We start from the raw sequence: 16,504 nt of genomic DNA on the forward strand, positions 1-16,504 counted from the left end.
CGTTCGCGAAACGTGAGTTCGAGTGCAATGCGGGTGTAAAGGACGGGCAACTCCCAGAGAACTCCCAGAAAGCCCGGAGGCGCCCGACGCGGTTCGCGTCGGGCGCCTCCGGGACGGGCTGCGCTACTGCTGGCGGAGCATGCCGTCCACCACGCGGGCCGCGGCCTGGCCGTCGTCCAGGTCGCAGTACGCCTCGCGGAACGCCGTGTACTTCTCGGCGTGCTCGGCGGCCACCGCGTCGATCCGGCCCAGCGCGGAGACCAGCTCGGCGGAGGTGGCCAGCAGCGGGCCGGGCGCCTCCGACTCGAAGGCCAGGCTGAAGCCGCGCAGGTTGTCGCGGTAGTGCTCCAGGTCGTACGTGAAGAACAGGATCGGCTTGCCGGTCGTGGCGAAGTCGAAGACCGACGCCGAGTAGTCCGTGACCAGCACGTCGGCGATCAGCAGCAGCTCCGCCATGTCGGGGTAGCTGCCGACGTCCCAGACGTAGCCGTTGCCGGCGTCGGGCACCTGGCCGCACATCACGCTGTGCCGGCGGACCAGCAGCACCTGGTCGTCGCCCAGCGCGGCCTTGGCCGCATCCAGGTCGATCCGCAGGTCCATCTGGTAGCCGCCGTTCGGGCGGCGCCGGTCCTCGCGGAAGGTCGGTGCGTAGAGCACGACCTTCTTGCCCTCGGGCAGGCCGAGCCGCTCGCGGACCTGCTCCGCCGTCTTCTCCCGGTCGGGGGCGAACAGCAGGTCGTTGCGGGGCGAACCGCTCTCCAGGATCTCGCCCTTGTAGTCGAACGCGCGCCGCAGCACCGGGGCCGACCAGGTGTTCCCGGCGACCAGCAGGCTCCAGTTCGGAACCTCCTTGGCGACGCCCTTCAGATAGTTGGCGTCGGTGAACCAGACCTTCTCGAAGTCGTAGCCGATCTGCTTCAGCGGGGTGCCGTGCCAGGTCTGGACGACCACCTGGCCGGGGCGGCGGACGAAGAAGTCCGGCAGGTGCGCGCTGGTGACGATGTACTTGGCGGTGGCCAGGGTCTCGAACCACTCCGGGCTCCAGAGCCGCAGCGCGCTCGTGGTCTGCGGCAGGTCGGCCTGCATGTCGTCGCTGCCCCAGTGGTGCTCCAGCGGCAGGCCGCGGCGGACCAGCTCCTCGTGGATCGCCCGCGGCGAGTCGGCGTAGAGGCCGCCGAGCGCCACGTTGTAGAGCACGGTGTCGCGCAGCGGGAGCCGGCGCGCTGCCGGGTAGTCCACGGTGCGCAGCTGGCGCTGGCGCCAGCCGCTGCGCTCCTCGGGCAGCAGCGCGTTGTGCGACTCCAGCGAGAGGCCGTCGTAGTGGCGGCGCTCCAGCACGATCCGCTTGCCGCGCGACTCGGTCTCCAGCGGCAGTGCGCCGAAGCAGCTGGGCGCGATCAGCGCGTGCAGCGTGGCCTCGGAGTCGACCGGCGCGCCGACCGGGCGGAAGAAGACGTCCCAGGTGCCCTGGGCGAGCGGCACCCGGCCGGCGAAGGACGCCGTCGGGACCGAGGGCAGCGTGGTGCGGAAGCGCCCGTCCGCGATCTCGACCGGGTAGACGTGCTCCTCCTCGCGCCAGTTGTGGCGGACCACCAGCTCCCAGCGGTGCGCGCCGGGCAGCGGGAAGGCACCGCTGAGCAGGAAGCCGTCGGCGCCGCGGGAGACGACCTCGTCCACCACCGGCTGCAGCAGCTGGTCGGTGAGCTGCAGGTAGCCACCGGGGGAGGGCTTGGCGTAGAGCGCGCGGCGCTTCGGGCCGGCGGCCTCCGGGTTGAGCGCGACGTGCAGCTGCTCGGGCGCGTTGCGGTCGTCCCAGGCCATCGGGACGGAGGTGCCGTCGGCGAGCAGCAGGACGGCGTCCCAGCGGTCGCGGGCACGGGTCGGCGCGACCGGGTCGAGCTCCGCCCAGGCCTCGCGGACGGCGGTCAGCTCGGCGGTCGGGACCGAGACGCTGAACGGCCGCAGGGTGCCGACCGGGTCGGCGAGCTCCAGCGGGTACTGCAGGTCGCGGTCGGACTCGACGTGGGTGAGCTTGAGCCGGGCGCCGGCCAGGCTCGCGCCGGTGCGGATCGCGCCGGAGACCTCCAGCCGACCGCCGTGCGCGGCCATGCCGGTCACCCGGGCCTGCACGGTCTCGACGCGCAGGTAGACGTTGCCGTCGCGGACCCAGGGGACGATCCGGACGTCCGGCTCGACCCAGTGCGCCGGCATGTAGAGCGCGGTGTCGCTCCAGCCGGCCCAGATCCGGCCCTTGTACACGCCGCCCTTGCCGCCGCCGGCCATCAGGACGCGCCAGTTGCCGTCCTTCCACTGACCGCGCTGCTTGAGCTTCTTCGGGTCGATGGAGGCGGTGAAGCCGGCCCAGTCGCAGTTGTACAGGTCGTGGTGGCAGGTGGCGGTGGCCTCGGGGCTGTACGTGGTCCTGGTCGGGATCGCGACCACGCGGCGGCCCTTGGCCTCGCGCAGGATCAGCACCCGGACCATGTCGTGCTTGTTCTCGGCGCCCAGCTGCTCCGGGTACGCGTGCCCGGTCAGCTGGAACTTGCCGCCGACCCAGGCCGTCTCGTACAGCCGGCTGCGGATCACCAGCGAGTTGTCCAGCTTGAGGACGCTGGAGGGCACGCTCTTGCGGCCGCCGCGCAGGAACGGGTAGTCGGCGTACGGCCGCAGCAGGCCGCGGGCGGTGACGCCGCCGTTGCTCTCGCCCTCGAACTTGATCTGCTCGACGAACTCGTCGATCCGGCCCTGCAGGGTCAGGTGGTACTTCAGCCGCAGCGGCGCGCGCAGCTTGCGGACCTGCTCCGGGCCGATCGCCCGGAGGAGCCGGCTGACGTTCTTGATGTAGGCGTCCCGGTACTCCTTGTCGCCGTCCACGACGGACCAGAAGAACATCGGGATCTCCTCGACGAGGGTGTTCTCGTCGTAGGTGCGCAGGTACTGCGCGAAGCGCGGGTCGGTCTGCTTCTTCAGCCAGCCGCGGACCAGCTCCACCGAGGTGACGCGGTCGATCAGGCCCTTGGGGTTGGTGCGCATCTGCGTGATCGACATCTCGCCGACCTCGCGCTCGCGCCAGTGGTAGATCGGCTCGGAGAGCACGTCCACGCTCTTGGCGAGGTAGTGGTGCGGCACGCTGACCGGGGCGTCCTCGTACAGGATGCCCTCGGGGTACAGCAGGCCGGCCGCGTCGAAGAACGAGCGGCGGTACACCTTGTTCCACGCGGTGCGGTCGGTGACCAGCGACGGGATCTCGGTGATGTGCGTCTTGAGCGCGGTCTTGGCGAACGGCCGGCTGTGGCCGCCGGACTGGTAGTAGCCGACCGCGCGGAACCGCAGCACGTTGCCGGTGGCGAAGTCCGAGCCGGTCTCGTCCAGCGTGTTGATCATGAGCTCGTACGCGCTCGGCGGCATCGAGTCGTCGCTGTCGACGAAGCAGAGGAACTCGCCGTCCGGGTCGATGTGCCGGATGCCGGTGTTGCGGGCCGCGCCGAGGCCCTTGTTCACCTGCCGGACCAGCCGGAACCGGGAGTCCTTGGCCGCGTACGCCTCGGCGAGGGCCGCGCTGCCGTCCTTCGAACCGTCGTCGACCATGACGCACTCGAAGTCTGTGAAGGTCTGGGCGGCGATCGAGTCGAGGCATTCCACGAGGTAGCGCTCGACGTTGTAGATCGGTACGACGATGGAGAGGCGGGGAGCCATCGGCTACGCAGGCCTTTCTTGGGAAGGAGCGTGGCAGCCCGGTCGGGGTCTGGCCGCACTTTTGATCGGTGCGTACGTGCCCGTCGATCCTACCGTCCGGCCTCCGGACCCCTCCGGGCCCGCCCGGCGCCCGCCGCCGGGGCCCGCGGCGGCGGCCCGCGGACGCGGTGGGCCGGCCGGTCGGAGCGGCCACTACTCTGTGCCCCATGCCCCGCTTCAGCGTGATCGTCCCGGTCTACCGGGTTCAGGAGTACCTCCCCGAATGCCTGGACTCCGTCCTCGGCCAGGGCGGCCCGGACTTCGAACTGATCGCGGTGGACGACCGCTCCCCGGACGGCTGCGGCGCGCTGCTCGACGAGGCCGCCGCCCGCGACCCCCGGGTGCGGGTGCTGCACCTGCCGGAGAACGTCGGCCTCGGCCGGGCCCGCAACGCCGGCCTGGAGGTCGCCACCGGCGAGTACGTGATCTTCCTGGACAGTGACGACACGCTGACCCCCGGCCTGCTCAAGGCCGTCGACGACCGGCTCGCGGCCGGCGACGACCCGGACATCCTGGTCTACGACTACGCCCGCACGTACTCCGACGGCCGGATCACCCGGGCGGCCTCGGCGCACGTCTTCGGCGCCGACTCGCCGGACGTCTTCGACCTCGACCGCCGCCCCGACCTGCTGGACCTGCTGCAGGTGGTCTGGAACAAGGCCTACCGCCGCGGCTTCATCGCCGAGCAGGGCCTGACCTTCCCGGCGGGCTACTACGAGGACACCCCCTGGACGTACCCGGCGCTGCTCGCCGCGGCGAGCATCACCCTGCTCGACCAGGTCGGCGTGCACTACCGGCAGCGCCAGGAGGGCGGCAACATCCTGGCCACGGCCAGCCGCAAGCACTTCGACGTCTTCGCCCAGTACGACCTGGTCTTCGCCTTCCTGGACCGCCGCCCCGACCTCGACCGCTGGCGCCCGGTGGTCTACGGGCGGATGCTGCACCACCTCAACACGGTGGTCTCCCGGCCCGGCCGGGTCCCGCCCGGCGACCGCCGCGAGTACTTCCGCCGCGCCGCCGAGCACTGCGCCCGGCTCCGCCCGGCCGGCTACAAGGCCCCCGCCGGGGTGGACGGCGTGCGCACCGAGCTGCTCAGCCACGGCCGCTACGGCGCCTACCAGACCGTCCGCGCCCTGGCGAAGGCCCGCCGTCTGCTCGGGCGGGCCTGACGATTCCCGCCGGGCGTGCGACGCGAATCGTCAGACACGCCCGGCGCTGACCACCGTCCGCCTCGGTGCGCGTCCGGTGCCCAAACGCCCGGGTGTGCGCCGAGCCTGACGGCCGTTCGGGCGACCGGCCGGTATAACCGGTCGGGTGGACTTCCTGACCCGCCTCCCCGTGATCGGCCCGCTCGCGGCGCGGGTGCTGCGCAGCCGCCCGTACCGGGTGTACGAGCACTTCACCGCCGCCCGCGGCAACCGGCTGGCCGGAGCGATCACCTTCTTCGGCTTCCTCGCGCTCTTCCCGCTGCTCACGGTGGCGCTGGCGATCGCGGTCGCGACCCTCTCCGACACCCGGGTCGCCGACATCGAGAAGCACATCACCGAGCAGCTGCCGGGCATCTCCGACGCGCTCAACCTTCCCTCGCTGGTGGCCAACGCGGGCGCCGTCGGCCTGGTCAGCGGCATCCTGCTGCTGCTCTCCGGCCTCGGCTGGGTGGACACCATGCGCACCTCGATCCGGGACGTCTGGCAGCTGCCCGAAGACGGCGGCAACCTGGCGCTGCGCAAGGCCTGGGACTGCGTGGTGCTCTTCGGACTGGGCCTGGTCTCGCTGTTCTCGCTGGCCGCCTCGGCCGCCGGGACGACCCTGGCGGGGCGGATCGCCGAGTGGATCGGCCTGGGCACCGGGGGCCCCGGAGGCTACCTGCTGACCGGCGTCGGCCTGCTGATCGCGGTCGCCTCGGACGCGCTGCTCTTCGCCTACCTGCTGGCGCCCTTCCCGCGGATCGGCGGCCAGCACCGGCGGGACGTGCTGCAGGGCGCGCTGATCGGCGCGGTCGGCTTCGAACTGCTGAAGATCCTGCTCGCCTCCTACCTCGGCTCGGTCGCCGGGAAGAGCCTCTACGGCGCCTTCGGCGTGCCGGTGGCGCTGCTGCTCTGGATCAACTTCGTCTGCCGGCTGCTGATGTACTGCGTCGCCTGGACGGCGACCGCGGACCCGGCCGCCGCCCGGGACCGGGCCCGGGAGCGGGCCCGGGAGATGGTGGCGGAGGCGGACGAGGCGGAGGCGGCGGCGGGGAAGGACGCGCCGCGGGCCCGGTCCCGGGAGTGAGACCGGGCCCGCGGGGCCTCGGATCGTGACGGCGGCCGGCGCTCGGCCGGAAGCCGTGGGGAGCTACTCGGCCGGCCGGCCGGCCCGTCGCCGCCGGAGCAGCAGTGCCCCGGTGCCGCCCGCCGCCAGGGCGAGCGCGGTCAGCAGCCAGCCGACCGTGCCGAGTCCGCCGCCGTCGCCGCCGGAGGCCGTCCGGGCGGCCGCGGGCTGCGGGGTCCGCGGGGTCTGTTCGGTCTGCGCGGACGGCGAGGGGTGCGGCGGCGGCGCGGGGGCCCCGGCGGTGCCGCCCGCCTGCCCGCCGGGCGACGGCTCCGCGGCCGGCGCCTCGTCCACCAGCCGCCCGACCGGCGTGACCTTGTCGGCCGCGGCGAACCCCCAGTCCAGCAGCGCCGCGGTCTCGTCGTAGACCTTCTGGTACGTGGTCGGGTGCATCACCGTCACCAGCAGGGTGCGGCCGTCCCGTTCGGCGGCGCCGACGAAGGTGGAGCCGGCCTCGGTGGTGAAACCGTTCTTCACGCCGATCAGGCCCGGGTACTTGCCGAGCAGCCGGTCCGTGTTGGCGATGCCGAAGCTGCCGCGCTGGCCGGTGTTCTTGTCCACCGCGCCGGGGAACAGCGCGTCCCGGGTGGCGCAGTACATCCGGAAGTCGGGGTTGCGCAGCCCGGCCCGGGCGAACAGCGTGAGGTCGTAGGCCGAGGAGAGCTGGCCCTCCATGTCGTAGCCGTCCGGCGAGACGACCCTGGTGTCCTTCGCCTGCAGCGCCTCCGCGCGGGCCTGCATCTCGGCGACGGTCTGCTGGATGCCGCCGTTCATGTGCGCCAGGACGTGCACGGCGTCGTTGCCGGAGCTGAGGAAGACTCCGCGCCAGAGGTCCTCGACCTTGTAGTCGAGGTCCTCCTTGATGCCGACCAGGCTGCTGCCGGGGCCGATGCCCTGGATCTCCGCGTCCGCGACGCGGTGCACGGCGTTGCGGTCGAACTTGGGCAGCACGGTGTCCGCGAAGAGGATCTTCAGCGTGCTGGCGGGCGCCAGTCGCAGATGCGGGCTGCTGGCCGCCAGCACGTCCCCTGACGCGGCGTCGGCGACTATCCACGAGCGCCCGGTGAGGTCCCGCGGCAGCGCCGGCGCGCCTGCGAGCGGGTCCACCTGGACGCCGGAGAGCCCCATCCGCTCGCCGCCGACCGCGGTCTGCGGGGGCGGCGGGGAGTACGGGGCCGCGACGGCCGCCGGGGTGGCGAGGAGGACCGGGAACGCCGCGAGGCACGCGGCGATCAGTTGTGCGAGCTTAGGGCGTGTGAGCACCAGCAGACCGTACCCAGTCGGGGCCCCGGTCGTCCGCCACTCCGGGCCCGTCCTCCGCAGGAGGGGGCTGCGGTACGCCGAACGGCCCCCCGCGCATACTGGGGGGACACGCCTTCTTCACGTCACCGCCCGTTGAGGACCTCATGAAGCTCAGCCGCCGCACGTCCTGGTTCCTGACCGCCTTCGGCGTCTGGTCCATGATCATTTGGACGACTTTCGTCAAGAACCTCTGGAAGGACTCGGGCGGCCAGGCCTTCACCGGCGGCGACCACTCGCAGCCCACCGCCTTCTTCTGGGTGCACCTCCTGCTCGCGGTGACGTCCTTCGTCCTCGGCATCGGGATCGGCGCCATCGGCGTCCGCGGCCTCCGCGCCACCCGGCGCGAGCCGGCCGTCGACTGAGCGGTCAAACCCGGTTGCCGGCCGGTGGGGCCACTGGCAAGATCCACACCGTTTGGGTAGAGGTCGAACCTCTCTTCGATTCCAAGGGGTGGATACTTTCATGAAGCCTGCGCACCTGCGCCGGTGGGGCGCCGCGGCGACCGCGGCGATGACCGCCGGCCTGCTGGCGGCCCCGGCCGCCGCGGCCGACACCGGCCTGCGGGTCACCGCGACGACCGCGTCCCCGCAGCCGCGGACCGTCTCCACGGGCGCCGTCACGGACGCCTGCGACTCGACCACCACGCCCGGCTGGATCGGGCGCACCGTCGACGGCCCGGCCCTCAACGCGACGGTCGCCGCCGAGCAGACCAGCGGCCTCTCGGCCCGCTTCGCCGTCTGGGACACGACGACCGGCGCGGACACGGCCGTCTTCAGCGGCATCGCCCCGGCGGTCGCCGGCCAGGCCCGGATCACCGTCCCGGGCCTGACGGACGGCCACGGCTACACCTGGCAGGCCCGCGCCCTCCAGGGCCACAGGATCTCCCCGGCGTCGGCCGACTGCCACTTCCGGGTGGACCTCACCAGCGCCACCGTGTCCGTCACCTCCACGGACTTCCCGGCCCAGGGCTCCGGCCGGACGGCGACCAAGTACGCGGGCGAGACCGGCACCTTCACCCTCACCGGCACCGACCCGGCCCCGGCCGGCGGCGGCGAGGCCTCGGGCATCGCGTGCTACAAGTACGCCTTCAACGACAGTTCCCTGCTGAGCGGTGGTTGCGATGCCGACAGCGTCAAGCCCGGCGCGGACGGCTCCACCACCCTCAACCTGAAGGTGAAGGAGTGGGGCACCAACACCCTCTACGTCGTGGCGGTCGACAACGCGGGCAACAGCAGCTTCACGACCGGCTACACCTTCTACGCCCCGTGGGACTCGCGCCCCAAGCCGAGCGCGCTCGGCGACGTCGACGGCGATGCGATCCCGGACATCCTGCTGCCGGACGCGGCCGGCAACCTGCAGATCATCAGTGCCCGGGCGAACGACACCACGCCGTCCTCGGTCCTCCCGGCGAACCTCGCCCCCGGCACGGCTCGGAACTGGAACAACTACCAGGTCGCGCACCGCAGCCGGAGCAGCTCCCTGGCCGACGACCTGCTGGTCCGGGAGATCGGCGGATTCGGTGGCGTCGCCCTCCTGAAGAACGTCTACGGCACCGGAGAGTTCAGTCGGTCCGCCACCATGGGCGTCAACCGGCCGGACTGCACCGGTGACTGCACGGGATACGGCACCAGCTGGTCGGACGTCCAGGATCTCGCGCTGGTCGGCCGGGTGAGCGGTACCAACCCGGCCAACCCGGGCCTGCTCACGATGTGGAGCGGGGACCTCTACCTGGCCAAGCCGTTCGCCGGGGGCGGCATGTTCTCCAATTCCGCACGCCTCACCAGCGGTGGCGCGTGGAACGGCTACGACCTGATCGCCCCCGGTGCGGACGCCGCCGGGAACCTCGCGCTCTGGGCGCGCGAGCGGGCCACCGGCGCGCTGCACGCGTACGCGATCCCCAAGCGGGCCGATGGCACCTTCGACTTCACCGCCCTGGCCGACCCCGCCTCCGGTGTGGTCGCGACCGGGTTCACCGTGGACGCCTACCCGGCGCTCGGGAGCTCGGGTGACGGGGACGGCGACGGCGTGCCGGACCTGTGGGCCGTCACGGGCGACCGGCACCTGCTGACGTACAAGGGCTTCACCACCCCGAAGGACCTCGGCGTCCTGCGCTGAGCCGGCACGCACGAGGGCCCCGTCCGATCCATCGATCGGACGGGGCCCTCGCCGTGTCAGGCCGGGATCAGAAGCGGCGGGTGACCAGCGCCCGCTTCACTTCCTGGATCGCCTTGGTGACCTCGATGCCACGCGGGCAGGCCTCCGAGCAGTTGAAGGTGGTCCGGCAGCGCCAGACGCCCTCGCGGTCGTTCAGGACCTCCAGTCGCTGCTCCGCACCCTCGTCGCGCGAGTCGAAGATGAAGCGGTGCGCGTTGACGATCGCGGCCGGGCCGAAGTACTGGCCGTCGTTCCAGAAGACCGGGCAGGACGACGTGCACGCGGCGCACAGGATGCACTTGGTGGTGTCGTCGAAGCGCTCGCGGTCCTCGGCGGACTGCAGGCGCTCGCGGGTCGGGTCGTTCCCCTTGGTGATGAGGAACGGCATGACGTCCTTGTACGCCTGGAAGAACGGGTCCATGTCCACGACCAGGTCCTTGAGGACCGTCAGGCCCTTGATGGCCTCGATCGTGATCGGCTTCTCCGGGTTGACGTCCTTGATCAGGGTCTTGCACGCCAGCCGGTTGCGGCCGTTGATCCGCATGGCGTCGGAGCCGCAGATGCCGTGCGCGCAGGAACGGCGGTAGGTGAGGGTGCCGTCCTGCTCCCACTTGATCTTGTTGAGCGCGTCCAGGACGCGCTCCTTCGGGTCCATCTCCAGCTGGTAGTCGACCCACACCGGGTCCGGGTGCTCCTCCGGGTTGAACCGGCGGATCCGGAAGGTGACGGTGATCAGCTGGACGGCACCCGCCTCGGCCGCGTCCAGAGCGGCCGAGTGCTTCTCCACGGTCGGAGTGCTCATCAGTACTTACGCTCCATCGGCTGGTAGCGGGTCGTGACGACCGGCTTGTAGTCGAGGCGGATGGAGGTGGTGCCGTCCTCGGCAACCTCCTGGTACGCCATGGTGTGCTGCATGAACTTCACGTCGTCACGCGTCGGGAAGTCCTCGCGGTAGTGGCCGCCGCGGGACTCCTCGCGCGCGAGCGCGGAGACCGCCAGCACCTCGGCCAGGTCGAGCAGGTTGCCCAGCTCGACGGCCTCCAGCAGGTCCGTGTTGTAACGGAAGCCCTTGTCCTGGATCGCCACGTTCTTGTAGCGCTCCTTCAGCGCGGCGATGTCCTCGACCGCCTGCTTCAGGGTGGCGCCGGTGCGGTACACCATCGCGTTGGCGTCCATGGACTCCTGCAGCTCCTTGCGGATCTGCGCCACGGACTCCGTGCCGGCGGACTCGCGCAGGCCGTCGACCAGGGCCTGGACCTTCTCGGCCGGGTTCTCGGGCAGCTCGACGAAGTCGTTCGCGTTGGCGAAGTCGGCGGCGGCGATGCCCGCGCGACGGCCGAACACGTTGATGTCCAGCAGCGAGTTGGTGCCCAGGCGGTTGGCGCCGTGCACGGACACGCAGGCGACCTCGCCGGCCGCGTACAGGCCCGGGACGATGTCGGTGTTGTTGCGCAGGACCTCACCCTCGACGTTGGTCGGGATGCCGCCCATGGCGTAGTGCGCGGTGGGCTGGATCGGGATCGGGTCCGTGTAGGGCTCGATGCCGAGGTAGGTGCGCGCGAACTCGGTGATGTCCGGCAGCTTGGCGTCCAGCTGCTCCGGCGGCAGGTGGGTGAGGTCCAGGTAGACGTGGTCGCCGTCCGGACCGCAGCCGCGACCCTCGCGGATCTCGGTGTAGATCGCGCGGGAGCAGACGTCACGGGACGCGAGGTCCTTCATGACGGGGGCGTAGCGCTCCATGAAGCGCTCGCCGTCCTTGTTGCGCAGGATGCCGCCCTCGCCGCGGGCGCCCTCGGTGAGCAGGATGCCCATGCGCCAGATGCCCGTCGGGTGGAACTGGAAGAACTCCATGTCCTCCAGCGGCAGGCCGCGGCGGTAGACCAGGGCCTGGCCGTCACCGGTGAGGGTGTGGGCGTTGGAGGAGACCTTGAAGAACTTGCCGGTGCCGCCGGAGGCGAACACGACCGACTTGGCCTGGAAGACGTGGATCTCGCCGGTGGCCAGCTCGTAGGCCACGACGCCGGCCGTCTTGCCGTCGTTGATCAGCAGGTCCAGGACGTAGAACTCGTTGAAGAACTCGACGCCGTGCTTGACGCAGTTCTGGAACAGCGTCTGGAGGATCATGTGGCCGGTGCGGTCGGCCGCGTAGCAGGAGCGGCGGACCGGGGCCTCGCCGTGGTTGCGGGAGTGACCGCCGAAGCGGCGCTGGTCGATCCGGCCCTGCTCGGTGCGGGAGAAGGGCAGGCCCATCTTCTCCAGGTCGAGGACGGCGTCGATGGCCTCCTTGCACATGATCTCGGCGGCGTCCTGGTCGACCAGGTAGTCACCACCCTTGACCGTGTCGAAGGTGTGCCACTCCCAGTTGTCCTCCTCGACGTTGGCGAGGGCGGCGCACATGCCGCCCTGGGCCGCGCCGGTGTGGGACCGGGTCGGGTACAGCTTGGTGAGCACCGCGGTGCGGGTGCGCTGGGTCGACTCGATGGCCGCGCGCATGCCGGCGCCACCGGCCCCGACGATGACGGTGTCGTACTGGTGAATCTGCATGGGGTTCTAACTCGCCTCTGGCCTCTGCCGATTAGATGTTCGGGTCGAAGGTGAAGATGACCAGGGTGCCGAGCAGCACGGTGAAAACCGTGGCGGCGCCCATGAGGCCCTTCAGCCAGAGCCGGGTGGAGTCCTTCTCGGCGTAGTCGTTGATGACCGTCCGCATGCCGTTGGCGCCGTGCAGCATGGCGAGCCAGAGCATCAGGAGGTCCCAGCCCTGCCAGAACGGCGAGGCCCAGCGGCCGGCCACGAAGGCGAAGCCGATCCGGGAGACGCCGCCGTCGAGCACCAGCATGATCAGCAGGTGGCCGAGGATCAGCACCACGAGGACGATGCCGGACAGGCGCATGAAGAGCCAGGCCAGCATCTCGAAGTTGGTACGGGTGCGGCGCGGGGTCTTCTTGGTCCGCTGCCGGGCCGGCTCGATCACGAACGCGTCGGCCGGGTTGCCGGTGCCGAGGCCCTTGCCGGTGTGCGCCTGGGCGGAGGGGACGACCAGGGCGTCGGAGATTTCCGTGGACATGTCTCAGATCACTTCCCGAACCAGGAGGTCAGCGTGTGCTGAAGGATCGGGTAGAAGGCGCCGGCCATCAGGACGACCCACACCCCCACCACGGACCAGAGCATCTGCTTCTGGTACTTCGGGCCCTTCGACCAGAAGTCGACGGCGACGACGCGCAGGCCGTTGAGGGCGTGGAACAGGATGGCGGCCACCAGGCCGTACTCCATCAGGTTCACCAGCGGCGTCTTGTACGTCTGAATGACGGTGTCGTAATCCTCGGGCGACACCCGCACCAGCGCGGTGTCCAGGACATGGGCGAACAGGAAGAAGAAGATGAGGACGCCGGTGACTCGATGAGCCACCCAGCTCCACATGCCTTCCCGGCCGCGGTACAGCGTTCCAGCCGGCACGGAAAAACCCTCCGGAAGCGATTGGGGGCTCGGCCGGCTTCGGTGTCGGTCAGCCCGGCCGGGTACGGTCCACCGGCCGCGAGCATCCTATCGACGCCTTCTCGGTAACCGCCTCCGGGGGCCCGAGGTGTGATCAATCAGGCACGACTGGCCTAGTCTGCCGGGAACTCCGCCCGGATTCGGCACGCAGGGTGACGTTCCGGTTGCGCTACGGTGGCCGCCCGCCGTCCGTGCCGACACCCTGCCGAGGCCGCCGTGCCGCTCCGCCCGCCCCGCCCCCTCGCCGCCGCCGTCCTCGCGCTGATGCTCGCGGCGGGCTGCACCACGGTCGGCGGCTCGGCCGACCGGGCCGGGCCGGCGCGCGAGCTGTCCGCAGGGGAGCTGCGGGCGGCCGCGGTGGCGGACGCCGACCTCGGGCCCGGCTACACGGTGACGGTGATGACCCCCGGCCACGGGGAGACCGGCTCCGGCGGGGCGCGGGAGGTCTCCGACGTGCCGGCCTGCCAGCCGCTGCTGGACGCGGTGACCCCGGCGGCCCCGGCCGCCGGCGCCTCCCCCTCGCCCGGACCGGAGGGCCCGTACGCGGAGACCGGTCTGAGCGTGGCGCGGGCGGCCGACCCGGAGGGCGGGGTGTACGGCGGGCTGCTGGGCTACCGGCCCGGTCGGGCGGCCCGGCTGCAGTCCGAGCTGGAGAAGTTGTTCGGCCCGTGCGCCTCCTTCTCCTCCACGGCGCCGCCCCCGCCGGCGGACCGGTCGCGGAAGGTGCTGCGGACCAGGCACCGGCTGACCCGGGACGACACGCCCACGCCCGGGGGAGTGGACGCGGCGACCGGGTTCACCCTGACGAATGAATCGGGTTCGGTCGTGCTCTCGCAGCGCGCGGTGGTGGTCCGGGTCGGCCAGGTGCTGGCGGTCTTCACGACCGTCGGCGTCGGCGCGAAGCCGGCCGCCGCGCCGGACGAGCGGATCGTCCGGCAGCAGGCGGCCAAGCTCCGCGCCGCGCAGGCGGTGCGGTGACCCGCGGTGCGGTGAAGCGCGGCGCCGTGAGCCGCGGTGCCGTTTCGGCCCCGGTTCAGCGGGCCGTGGCCCCGGAGTGGGTGGCGACCAGGTGCTCCAACCGGGTGAGGGCGATCCGGCGCAGCTCGTCGGCCGCGATCAGCCGCTCCTCGTCCGGGTCGTTGGAGAGCCGGGTGCGGATCGAGTCGAGGACGGTGTCGAGCATCTCCTCGGGGGCGACGCCCTCCAGGCAGACCACGAAGACGTGCCCGAACCGGGCCTCGTACGCGGCGTGGGCCGCGCGCAGGGCGGTGTGGGCGGCCTGGCTGCCCGGAGCGCGCATGCCGAGGAGCGGCTGCGGCATCCAGCTCTCGTCCGCCAGCGCCTCGGCCAGGTCGGCCGGGCGCAGGTCGTAGGAGGCCTCACTGGCGGCGGCCAGCAGGGACTCTATGTCGGGGTAGGGCCGGTGCGCGGTGAGCCGCAGGGCCCAGCGGTGGCTGCCGCAGCAGGCCAGCAGGGCCTCCTCGGCGGCCCCGGCGTCGGCCTCGTTGAAGCGGTGCAGCCCGAGGAGGGTCGGCTCGGAGCGTGGATCGAGCCGCTGCGGCGGGATGTCGCTGGCCAGCGGGTCCTCCTCGTGAGGGCGGGAAGGTGCCGATGGGAAGGGGGTGGAGCAGATGAAGTATGGGGCTGCGGAGCGGCGTCCAGCGCCCGCCGGGCAGCGGCTCAACGGTAGTTGAGCGGTCATCGGTTGGGGAGGGCGCACGCGGAATTCATCCGATCGAGCTATCAAGTTGTGACGTTGACACCTCTCTGTCAGCGCCCTCCCCGCCTTCATCTGCTAATACTCCGGATCCCTGGGCATGCCCGGCCCCTCAGGAGCACCTGGTCCCGGCGGTCGGCATGGTCCCCTCGACGAGGTACGACTCCAGCGCGGCGTCGATGCAGCTGTTGCCCTTGCCGAAGGCGCCGTGGCCCTCGCCCACCCGGGTCAGCAGGGTGGCGTCGGCGAAGCCCTTGGCCAGCGCCTCGGCCGAGGCGTACGGCGTGGCCGGGTCCCCGGTGGTGCCGACCACCAGGATCGGCGCGGCGCCCTCGGCGCGGACGGCGTGCGGCTTCTCGGTGGTCTTGAACGGCCAGTAGGCGCAGGAGGGCTCGTCGTAGTCCTCGACCGTGACGCCCTTGGAGAGCAGCGGGGCCTCGGACTGGAGCCGGGCCACCGCCTGCCGGGCGCGCTCGGGGGTCGGCGCCGGCCGGGAGGTGTCGGCGCAGCTGATCGCGCCGTTGGCCTCCTCCATCGGGCTGTAGTGGCCGTCCTCGTCGCGGCCGTTGTACTCGTCGGCGAAGGCCAGCAGGTAGTCGGGCTTGTCGCCCTTCATCGCCCAGCCGAGGGCGATCCGCAGGGCCTTCCAGTAGGTCTTCTCGTCGCCGTAGAGCATCGAGACGGTCCCGGTCCAGCCCAGGTCGCGGTTGAGCTTGCGGCCGTCCTTGGCGGTCATCGGGTGCTCGTACAGGCCGTCCAGGAAGTCGGCGGCCTTCTTCGCGGCGGCGTCCGGGTCCTTGCCGAGCGGGCAGTCCTCGGGGTGGTTCTCGACGCAGTCCGCGGCGAAGCGCCGGAAGGCCTTCTCGAAGGCGACCTGCTGGTCGATGCCGTGGTCCAGGCGGTCCTGGGCGGGGTCGACGGCGCCGTCCAGGATCAGCCGCCCGGTGTTCTTCGGGAACTCCTCGGCGTAGAGCGCGCCGAGGTAGGTGCCGTAGGAGATGCCGAGGTAGTTGAGCTTCTTGTCGCCGGCGGCGGCGCGCAGCACGTCCAGGTCGCGGGCGGTGTTGCGGGTGCCGACGAAGGGCAGCAGCTTGCCGGCCTTGGCCTGGCAGGCCGCGGCGTGCTCGGTGGCGCCCTTGACGTGCTGCGCCTTGCGGGCGGCCGGCTCCATCGGGGTGTCGCGCTGGTTGGACTCCTCGTGCTGCTTGTCGTCGTAGCAGACGACGGGCGAGCTCTCGCCGGTGCCGCGCGGGTCGAAGCCGATCACGTCGAAGCGGTTGTGCAGGACGCCGTCGTACTCCTTGGCGCCGTACTTGACCATCTCGATGCCGGAGCCGCCGGGGCCGCCGGGGTTGACCATCAGCGAGCCGAGCTTCTGGTCCGGCTTGGCGGCCGGCAGCTTGATCAGCGCGATGTCCAGGGCGTCCGCGGCGGGGTGGGCGTAGTCGAGCGGGACGTGCAGCTTGCCGCAGAGCATCGCGGACATGTCGATCTTGGCCTTGGCGGCCCGGGGGTCCTCCGGGCAGGCGGCCCAGGAGATCTGCTGGCCGTAGAACGGCTTGAGCGCGGGGTCGTCCGCGCCGGTGGGCTTCGGCGTCGGGGTCAGCGTCGCGGTGGGGGTGGCAGACGGGGCGGCGGTGGCCGGGGTGGTCCCGGCGGCCTTGTCCTGGGCGGGCGCGGGGCCGTCGTTGCAGGCCGAGGTGAGGAGCAGGGTGCCGGTCGCCAGTGCGGCCAGCAGCAGCCGCGGGCGGGCGGCCCGAAGAGATGTCATCGCACGTGTGTACCACT

General features: G+C 71.7%; 13 protein-coding genes. 5 read left to right on the forward strand and 8 right to left on the reverse strand.

Going from position 1 to position 16,504, the window contains the following annotated elements:
• Positions 1-123: 123 nt before the first annotated feature.
• Positions 124-3,696, reverse strand: coding sequence for a CDP-glycerol glycerophosphotransferase family protein (locus ACIPSC_RS24645; RefSeq protein WP_400828227.1), 3,573 nt, complete (start codon positions 3,694-3,696; stop codon positions 124-126).
• Between the two features lie 206 nt (positions 3,697-3,902).
• Between ACIPSC_RS24645 and ACIPSC_RS24650 the strand changes: the two genes are divergently transcribed.
• Both ACIPSC_RS24650 and ACIPSC_RS24655 read left to right on the forward strand, forming a co-directional pair.
• On the forward strand, positions 3,903-4,904 hold the full coding sequence (locus ACIPSC_RS24650) for a glycosyltransferase family 2 protein (protein WP_400828228.1): 1,002 nt from the start codon (positions 3,903-3,905) through the stop codon (positions 4,902-4,904).
• A gap of 145 nt (positions 4,905-5,049) precedes the next feature.
• Entirely contained in the window at positions 5,050-6,009 is a 960-nt protein-coding gene (locus ACIPSC_RS24655) for a YihY/virulence factor BrkB family protein (protein WP_400828229.1), read from the forward strand.
• A 63-nt stretch (positions 6,010-6,072) separates the two neighbouring features.
• On the opposite strand, the gene ACIPSC_RS24660 is transcribed toward ACIPSC_RS24655, so the two are convergent.
• On the reverse strand, positions 6,073-7,311 hold the full coding sequence (locus ACIPSC_RS24660) for a D-alanyl-D-alanine carboxypeptidase family protein (protein ID WP_400828230.1): 1,239 nt from the start codon (positions 7,309-7,311) through the stop codon (positions 6,073-6,075).
• Positions 7,312-7,454: 143 nt separating this feature from the next.
• On the opposite strand from ACIPSC_RS24660, the gene ACIPSC_RS24665 reads away from it, so the two are divergent.
• Together ACIPSC_RS24665 and ACIPSC_RS24670 are read left to right on the forward strand one after the other, a co-directional pair.
• Positions 7,455-7,712, forward strand: coding sequence for an SCO4848 family membrane protein (locus tag ACIPSC_RS24665; protein ID WP_400828231.1), 258 nt, complete (start codon positions 7,455-7,457; stop codon positions 7,710-7,712).
• Between the two features lie 100 nt (positions 7,713-7,812).
• Positions 7,813-9,465, forward strand: a complete 1,653-nt coding sequence (locus tag ACIPSC_RS24670) for a hypothetical protein (protein ID WP_400828232.1) — start codon at positions 7,813-7,815, stop codon at positions 9,463-9,465.
• Positions 9,466-9,532: 67 nt separating this feature from the next.
• Here ACIPSC_RS24670 and ACIPSC_RS24675 read toward each other — a convergent pair whose 3' ends face one another.
• Genes ACIPSC_RS24675 through sdhC form a run of 4 tightly spaced genes read right to left on the reverse strand, consistent with a single transcriptional unit; the run spans position 9,533 to position 12,960 of the window.
• Positions 9,533-10,306 carry a succinate dehydrogenase iron-sulfur subunit gene (locus tag ACIPSC_RS24675; RefSeq protein WP_313764122.1) on the reverse strand — a complete coding sequence of 258 codons (774 nt, stop codon included), beginning with the start codon at positions 10,304-10,306 and terminating at the stop codon, positions 9,533-9,535.
• Positions 10,306-12,048 carry a succinate dehydrogenase flavoprotein subunit gene (gene sdhA / locus ACIPSC_RS24680; protein ID WP_400828233.1) on the reverse strand — a complete coding sequence of 581 codons (1,743 nt, stop codon included), beginning with the start codon at positions 12,046-12,048 and terminating at the stop codon, positions 10,306-10,308. Before sdhA ends, ACIPSC_RS24675 begins: the two co-directional genes overlap by 1 nt.
• Positions 12,049-12,079: 31 nt before the next feature.
• Positions 12,080-12,571 (reverse strand): succinate dehydrogenase hydrophobic membrane anchor subunit, encoded by a 492-nt coding sequence (locus tag ACIPSC_RS24685; RefSeq protein ID WP_238862919.1) that lies wholly within the window; start codon positions 12,569-12,571, stop codon positions 12,080-12,082.
• A gap of 8 nt (positions 12,572-12,579) precedes the next feature.
• The gene (gene sdhC / locus ACIPSC_RS24690; protein WP_238862918.1) at positions 12,580-12,960 is read right to left on the reverse strand and encodes a succinate dehydrogenase, cytochrome b556 subunit; all 381 of its coding nucleotides are present in this window, start codon (positions 12,958-12,960) and stop codon (positions 12,580-12,582) included.
• Positions 12,961-13,215: 255 nt separating this feature from the next.
• On the opposite strand from sdhC, the gene ACIPSC_RS24695 reads away from it, so the two are divergent.
• Positions 13,216-13,977 (forward strand): hypothetical protein, encoded by a 762-nt coding sequence (locus tag ACIPSC_RS24695; protein ID WP_400828234.1) that lies wholly within the window; start codon positions 13,216-13,218, stop codon positions 13,975-13,977.
• Positions 13,978-14,032: 55 nt separating this feature from the next.
• Here the strand turns inward: ACIPSC_RS24695 and ACIPSC_RS24700 are convergent, their stop codons facing one another.
• A complete protein-coding gene (locus ACIPSC_RS24700; protein ID WP_400828235.1) occupies positions 14,033-14,701 on the reverse strand; it encodes a 2-oxo-4-hydroxy-4-carboxy-5-ureidoimidazoline decarboxylase in 669 nt (222 codons plus the stop codon).
• A 127-nt stretch (positions 14,702-14,828) separates the two neighbouring features.
• On the reverse strand, positions 14,829-16,487 hold the full coding sequence (locus ACIPSC_RS24705; protein ID WP_400828236.1) for an alpha/beta hydrolase: 1,659 nt from the start codon (positions 16,485-16,487) through the stop codon (positions 14,829-14,831).
• Positions 16,488-16,504: the final 17 nt, after the last annotated feature.

The sequence above is a fragment of the Kitasatospora sp. NPDC090091 genome, assembly GCF_044747365.1.
In the GTDB taxonomy this organism is placed as follows: Bacteria; Actinomycetota; Actinomycetes; order Streptomycetales; family Streptomycetaceae; genus Kitasatospora.

Coding starts and splice junctions, on each gene's coding strand:
- ACIPSC_RS24670 (WP_400828232.1), top strand. CDS start 7,813: ATGAAGCCTGCGCACCTGCGCCGGTGGGGCGCCGCGGCGACCGCGGCG.
- ACIPSC_RS24675 (WP_313764122.1), bottom strand. CDS start 10,306: ATGAGCACTCCGACCGTGGAGAAGCACTCGGCCGCTCTGGACGCGGCC.
- ACIPSC_RS24645 (WP_400828227.1), bottom strand. CDS start 3,696: ATGGCTCCCCGCCTCTCCATCGTCGTACCGATCTACAACGTCGAGCGC.
- ACIPSC_RS24665 (WP_400828231.1), top strand. CDS start 7,455: ATGAAGCTCAGCCGCCGCACGTCCTGGTTCCTGACCGCCTTCGGCGTC.
- ACIPSC_RS24705 (WP_400828236.1), bottom strand. CDS start 16,487: ATGACATCTCTTCGGGCCGCCCGCCCGCGGCTGCTGCTGGCCGCACTG.
- ACIPSC_RS24685 (WP_238862919.1), bottom strand. CDS start 12,571: ATGTCCACGGAAATCTCCGACGCCCTGGTCGTCCCCTCCGCCCAGGCG.
- sdhA (WP_400828233.1), bottom strand. CDS start 12,048: ATGCAGATTCACCAGTACGACACCGTCATCGTCGGGGCCGGTGGCGCC.
- ACIPSC_RS24700 (WP_400828235.1), bottom strand. CDS start 14,701: ATGACCGCTCAACTACCGTTGAGCCGCTGCCCGGCGGGCGCTGGACGC.
- ACIPSC_RS24650 (WP_400828228.1), top strand. CDS start 3,903: ATGCCCCGCTTCAGCGTGATCGTCCCGGTCTACCGGGTTCAGGAGTAC.